The following is a 7,136-nucleotide window of genomic DNA, read 5'->3' on the forward strand; positions in this document are numbered from 1 at the left end:
GCTGTGGTCGCGTCACGTGCCCCGTCGTCGCGTCCGGGGCGCGCCACTGCAGTTCCACAACGGTGCCCTGCCCCGGGCGCGCGTCGATGCGGGCGGTCCCGGCGACGTCCACCAGCCGTCCGACAATGGACTCGCGCAGCCCGAGCCGGGCGGGGTCGACCCGCTGCGGGTCGAAGCCGCACCCGGCGTCGGACACCGTCACGATGAGCAGGCCCGGGCCACCGGCGAGGAGCAGCGAGGCACGCCGGGTGCCGGAGTGCCGTTCCACGTTGACCAGCGCCTCGCCGACCGCTCCAACGAAGGCCTCCACAACCACGGCCGGGGGCTCACCGGGAGGTTCCCCCGCGACGGCTGGGAGACGCCGGTCCTCGAGGCTGACCTGCAGCCCCCGTCGAGCGGCGTCGCGGACGGCCTCGGCCAACCGATCGCCGATCGGCGGACCGGCCTCGTCGTCCCGGTCGAGCAGGCCGCGCACGGCGGTGAGGCTCTGCGCACATCGACGCCGGGTGAGTTCCACGTCCCGTCCCCCGCCCCAGGCGATGCCGGTCAGGGTGTTCAGCACCGTGTCGTGGATGACTCGCTCCCGTTCCCGGCGGTCGCGGGCGACGGCGAGGACCACCGCCTCGCTGCGGTGCCGGGCCACAACGTTCGCCCAGCGCTGGTCGGCCGTACGGGCGATCCGGCGCAGTCGACCGATCGCCAGCCCGAGTAGACCGGGAATGATCAGCAGCATGGCGGTCTGAGAGAAGACCTGGGGGTTGTGGCCCCAGCCGCCTACGAGAGTGGCGCCGCACAGCGTCAGGAGCAGGACCGACGCGACGGCCGTCGGAAATGTCCAGACCGTCACGATCCCGGCGTTGATGGCGGTCAGGAAGACGAAGTTCCCGCTGTCCCCCACCGAAGCGGGCGGCAACCAGGACGAGGCCGTCAGGGCGAGGACCGTCGACATCGCGACCGTGCTGGTGGTCATCGATCGACGGATCCCGCGTCGCAGGCCGACGACGCAGAAGACGAGACCGCCGATGACCGTCAGCCCCGCGACGGCCATCGCCGCCGGCCTGTGGTCGTACCAGCGCCAGACCGCGACGTAACACACCGTCAGCAGGACCGCGACCGCCCGCAGAGTAACGAGGACGCGCCCCATGACCTGTTCCAGCGCCTGGTAAGCCCGGCCCAACTCGACGGAGGCTCGGCCCAGCTCGAGCGTGCCCTCCCCGAAGGCGGTCACCGTGCCCACGGAGGCGGTAGCGGCGGTGCCCGTGGCGGCGGAGGAGGCCGGCGCCGCGAGCGGGACTGCCTCGCGCACCCCGCACGGGACCGGCTCCCGCACCCCGGGCGAGGCCGCCTCCCGCCCGTCGGCAGTCACGCCCTGCGCGGCCCGGGGAGGTCGCCCGGACCAGGGTAGGGGCCGACTTCGCACCTCATCATCATGATGGCTCTGTCCCCTCAGCATCGAGGTTCCTGTCGACGACAAGCTTGCGACGGCATAGAGGCCGCGACGGCGTCGAGCAGCGACCCACCGCCGACCGGGCGGGCCGTTGGCAGGCTACCGGCGGCGCCTCGCCTTGGTCCGCAAAGGACCGGCTCGCCTCTCATCCGTCGGACCGCTCATCCGTCGAAAAGGTAGCGGGACGGCCCGACCTCCCAGTCGGGGGAGCTAGTCACGGTCCAGGGACCGCAGACCGTGCTCAGGTCCCCAAAATTCGCTGACCGAAGAGTCACCGCCACCGCCCGACGGGCCGGAGGAACGCAACGCCGCCGGGACAGCTGTGTCCTAGGCTTGACGACGTGTGGAAAGGCAGCTCTTGAATCCTCCCGCCACGCCGCCCAGGCCGCCCACGCCGCAGCCGCAGCCGCAGCCGCAGCCGTCACCACCGGCAGGCCCAGTACCACCGGCGGAGCTGTCCGCGCGGCTGACCGGGTTGTCTCCTCGCGACGCCCATCGGCTGGGCCGACGGCTCGCCGAGAGCCGGCGCACCCGCGAGCCCGCCGCGCGCCAGCGGGCCCTACAGGCCATCGCCGCCGAGGTGGACCGGGCGGCGCTGCAGGTGGAGCGGCGCCGGGCCAGCGTCCCGACGCTCGACTACCCCGACATCCTTCCGGTCACCCAGCGCAAGGACAAGATCCTCGCCGCGATCCGGGATCACCAGGTGGTCGTCGTCGCCGGGGAGACCGGCTCCGGCAAGACCACCCAGCTACCGAAGATCTGCCTGGAGCTCGGCCGCGGGATCCGGGCGATGATCGGGCACACCCAGCCGCGCCGAATCGCCGCGCGTACCGTCGCCGACCGCCTCGCGGAGGAACTGCGCACCCCGGCTCCCCAGGCGGGCGGCGTCGTCGGCTACCAGACCCGGTTCACCGACCAGGTGCACGAGAACACGCTGGTCAAGCTCATGACGGACGGCATCCTGCTGGCCGAGATCTCCTCCGATCGCCAGCTGCGCCGCTACGACACGCTCATCATCGACGAGGCGCACGAGCGCAGCCTCAACATCGACTTTATCCTCGGCTACCTGCGGTCGTTGCTCCCCCGCCGGCCGGATCTCAAGATTGTCATCACCTCCGCGACGATCGAGACGGCCCGGTTCTCCGCCCACTTCGCGGACGCCCCGGTCATCGAGGTGTCCGGGCGCACCTATCCGGTCGAGGTCCGCTACCGCCCACTCGTCCCGGCGGCCGACGGCCCGGCCGACGGCCCGGCCAGCGGATCGGCCAGCGGATCGGCCAGCGGCCCGGCCGACGGGCGGAGGACCGGCAGGGAGAACGGCGAGGTCGAGCGCGACCAGACCCAGGCCATCAGCGAGGCGGTCGACGAGCTGTGCGCGGAGGGCCCGGGCGACATCCTGGTGTTCCTCAGCGGCGAACGGGAGATCCGCGACACCGCCGAGGCACTCACCCGCGAGCAGCGGCCGAACACCGAGATCGTGCCGCTCTACGCCCGCCTGTCCGCCGGCGAGCAGCACCGGGTGTTCCAGCCGCACACCGGACGGCGGGTGATCCTGGCCACCAACGTCGCCGAGACCTCGCTGACCGTGCCGGGGATCCATTATGTGATCGACCCGGGCACCGCGCGGATCTCCCGCTACAGCCACCGCACCAAGGTGCAACGGCTGCCCATCGAACCGATCTCACAGGCCTCCGCCAACCAGCGCAAGGGGCGCTGCGGGCGGACCGCCGACGGCATCTGCATCCGCCTCTACAGCGAGGAGGACTTCGCCGGCCGGCCGGAGTTCACCGATCCGGAGATCCTGCGGACGAACCTGGCCTCGGTCATCCTGCGGATGGCCGACCTCGGCCTCGGCGAGATGGCCACGTTCGGGTTCCTCGATCCACCCGACCCCCGCCAGATCAGCGACGGCGAACTACTCCTCGCCGAGTTGGGAGCGTTCGACGCCACCGCGGCCGATCCCCGCCACCGGATCACTCCCCTCGGCCGGCGGCTGGCGCAGATCCCGGTGGATCCCCGGCTGGCCCGCATGGTGCTCGCCGCCGACGAGCAGGGCTGCCTGCGCGAGGTGCTCGTCATCGCCGCCGCGCTCGCGATCCAGGATCCCCGGGAGCGCCCGGTCGAGCACCAGCAGGCGGCCGACGCCCGCCACGCCCGGTTCGCGGACCCGACCTCGGACTTCCTGGCTTACCTGAACCTGTGGAACTACCTGCGCGACGCCCGCGGCGAGCTGTCGGCCAACCAGTTCCGGCGGATGTGCCGCACGGAGTTCCTCAACTACCTGCGCATCCGGGAATGGCAAGACGTGCACGGCCAGCTCGCCGCGGTGGCCCGCGGCCTGGGGCTCGCCCCCCGGGACGATAGCTCCGGCGCGGCCGATCCACGGGCCGATCCACGGGCCGTGCACCGAGCCCTGCTGACCGGGCTGCTGTCGCATATTGGTCGTTACGACCCGGAGCGCCGGGAGTACGCCGGCGCCCGCGGCGGCCGCTTCGCGCTCTGGCCGGGCTCCGCCCTGGCCCGGCGGTCGAACCGCGCCGAGCGCACCGGGCCGGCAGCCACGTCGGCGGACCCGACAGCCGCGCTGGCGGACCCGGGGGACCCGGCGGGCGAGGACGCGCCGAAGCGGCCGTCCGGACCACCCGCCTGGGTGATGGCCGCCGAGCTGGTGGAGACCTCCCGGCTGTGGGGCCGCACCGCCGCGCGGATCGACCCGGACTGGATCGAGCCGCTCGCCGCCCACCTGGTGCATCGCACGTACAGCGAGCCGCGCTGGTCGCGCCGGCAGGGCGCGGTGCTCGCCGACGAGAAGGTGACCCTGTACGGGGTGACGATCGTCGCCTCCCGGCCGGTCCAGTACAGCCGGGTCGACCCGGTCCTGTGCCGGGAGCTGTTTCTCCGGCACGCGCTGGTCGAGGGTGACTGGCAGACCCGCCACGCCTTCTTCCACGCCAACCGGGAGCTGCTCGCCGACGTCGAGGAGCTGGAGCACCGGGCCCGGCGGCGCGACATCGTCGTCGACGACGAGACGCTGTTCCATTTCTACGACGAGCGCATCCCCGCGGATATTGTGTCCGCCCGGCACTTCGACGCTTGGTGGCGCAAGGCGCGCCGGACGACCCCGGACCTGCTCGACTTCCCGCGCTCGATGCTCGTCTCCGCGGGCGCCGAGGGAATCACCGAGGCCGACTACCCCGACGTCTGGCAGGCGGGCGACCTCGCGCTGCCGCTGAGCTACCAGTTCGAACCGGGCTCGGCGGCCGACGGGGTCACCGTGCACATCCCGCTGGCCGTGCTGAACCAGGTCGGCGCCGAGGGCTTCGAATGGCAGGTGCCGGGGCTGCGCGAGGAGCTCGTCACCGCCCTCATCCGGGCGCTGCCGAAAGCGGTGCGGCGCAGCTTCGTCCCGGCGCCGAACTACGCCAAGGCGGTCCTGGCGAACATCACGCCACGCCAGGTGCCCCTGCTCACCGCGGTGGAACACGAGCTGCGCCGGATGGGCGGGCCGGAGATCCCGCGCGACTCCTGGTCGCTGGCGGGTGTGCCGGATCACCTGCGGTTCACCTTCCGGGTGGAGGACGCCGGCGGGCGGGTGCTGGCCGAGGGCAAGGACCTCGACGCCATCAAGGAGCGGCTGCGCCCGAGGACCCGGGAGGCCGTCGCCGCCGCGGCGGACGGCCTCGAGCGGGCCGGCCTGCGGGCGTGGGGGGACCTCGGCACCCTGCCGAAGGTCGTCGAGCTGCGCCGCGGCGGCAACGCGGTGGGCGGCAACGCGGTAGGCGGCCACGTGGTGAAGGCGTTCCCGGCGCTGGTTGACGAGGGCGGTTCGGTCGCGGTGCGGGCCGCCGACACCGAGGCCGAACAGCGCCAGCTGATGTGGGCCGGCACCCGGCGCCTGGTGCTGCTGGGCGTCCCCTCCCCGGTGCGCGGCCTCAACGCCCGGCTGTCGAACGCCGCGAAGCTGGCCCTGAGCCACAACCCGCACCGCGACGCCGCCGACCTGCTGGACGACTGCGTGCGGGCCGCCGCCGACCGGTTGATCGCCGCAGCCGGCGGGCCCGCCTGGGACGAAGCGGGCTTCACCGCGCTGCTCGCCGCGGTACGCGCGGGACTGCCCGAGACCGCCTTCGAGGTGGTCCGCGAGGTTCAGCAGGTGCTCGGCCTCGCCCACGCGGTCGATCTGGCGCTGCGCGAGCTGCGTGCCCCGGCGGTGGCGGCGTCGGTGGCCGACGCGCGCGACCAGCTTACCTCGTTGATCTACCGGGGATTCGTCACCGACACCGGGGCCGACCGGCTGGCGGACCTCGTCCGCTACCTGACCGCGCTGGAACGGCGGCTGGAGCGGCTGCCCCGCGATCCCGGGCGGGACAGGCTCAACACCGCGACCGTCGGGCGCGTCCAGGACGCCTATCGGGAGCTGCTCGCCACCGTCCCCGCCGGCCGGGAGCCGGCGCCCGAGATCCGGCGCCTCCGCTGGATGATCGAGGAGCTGCGGGTGAGCCTGTTCGCGCAGAGCCTGCGCACCCCGTACCCGGTTTCCGAGGAACGCGTCTACCGAGCGATCGACGCCATCCTCGGTTAATCCGTTTCGGTGACTATGCCATGCTGGGACGGTGACCGGCGGGGGCGATGGGCACGGCGCTCCCGACTGTTTCGTGTCGTACGCGGACGACGGGCGGGCCTGGGCCGAATGGATCGCCGGGACGTTGGAGGATGCCGGCTACCAGGTCCTGCTTGAGTCCTGGGCGCCGGCGGGGACGCACCGGGTGGGGTGGCTGGACCGGGCGGTGAGCCAGGCCCGGCACACGGTCGCGGTGGTCTCCGACGGCTACCTGCGCTCCTCGCCCGCGGTCGCCGAATGGGCGGCGGCGTGGTCGGCCGACCCGACCGGAGGCGAACGCCGGCTGCTGGTGACCAGGGTGGCGGACCGGCCGCTGCCCGGTCTGCTCGGCCAGCTCGTCCCGGTCGACCTGTTCGACCGCAGCGAGATCGCCGTCCGGGCCAGCCTGCTCGCGGCCCTGCGTGGCGACCGGCCACAGCCGGAACAGCCGCCGGGCTTCCCCGGCCGGCGGGGGATCTTCCCGCCGGAGCTGCCGGCGGTGTGGAACGTGCCGGACCAGCCGGCCCGGTTCGTCGGCCGGACGGCCGCGCTCGCCCGTCTCGACGAGGCGCTGTCCCGCTCGCCGCTGGTCACCGTGACGGGAATCGCGGGGATCGGGAAGACCAGCCTGGTCACCGAGTACGCCCGCCAGCACCGGGCGGATCTCGACGCCGTGTGGTGGGTGCCGGCGGAACGCCCCGAGCTGATCGGCGAGCGGGTACGCGAGCTCGCCCCGGCGGTGGGCCTGCCCGGCCACGCGGAACCGGCCGCCGTGATCGCGAACCTCGGCCGGGCCGACGGCCGCTGGCTGATCGTGCTCGACGACGCCGCCGACGCCGACACGCTGCCGGACTGGCTGCGGCCCGCCGAACCCGGCCGGCTGCTGCTGACCTCCCGCAACCCCGGCTGGGACCATCTCGGCCCGGTCGTGCCGGTCGGACCGATGGACCGGGCCGAGTCCGTCACCCTGCTCGCCGGCCGGCTGCCCGCCGTCGAACGGACGGTCGCCGACCGGATCGCCGAGCGGCTCGGGGACCACCCGCTCGCCCTCGACCAGGCCGCCCACCGCATCAGCACCGGCCGCACCCC

General features: G+C 73.6%; 3 protein-coding genes. 2 read left to right on the top strand and 1 reads right to left on the bottom strand.

The annotated features are described in order from the left end of the window. Positions 1-1,420, bottom strand: a 1,420-nt coding sequence (locus AC08OP_RS17300) for a sensor histidine kinase (RefSeq protein WP_476615140.1), incomplete at its 3' end; no start/stop codon positions are given. Between the two features lie 502 nt (positions 1,421-1,922). Between AC08OP_RS17300 and hrpA the strand changes: the two genes are divergently transcribed. Both hrpA and AC08OP_RS17310 read left to right on the top strand, forming a co-directional pair. After that, a complete protein-coding gene (gene hrpA / locus AC08OP_RS17305) occupies positions 1,923-6,029 on the top strand; it encodes an ATP-dependent RNA helicase HrpA (RefSeq protein WP_476615142.1) in 4,107 nt (1,368 codons plus the stop codon). Between the two features lie 31 nt (positions 6,030-6,060). Next, the coding region (locus AC08OP_RS17310) for a toll/interleukin-1 receptor domain-containing protein (RefSeq protein ID WP_476615141.1) at positions 6,061-7,136 on the top strand (1,076 nt) is incomplete at its 3' end.

This window comes from Frankia sp. CeRuru1, assembly GCF_977966315.1.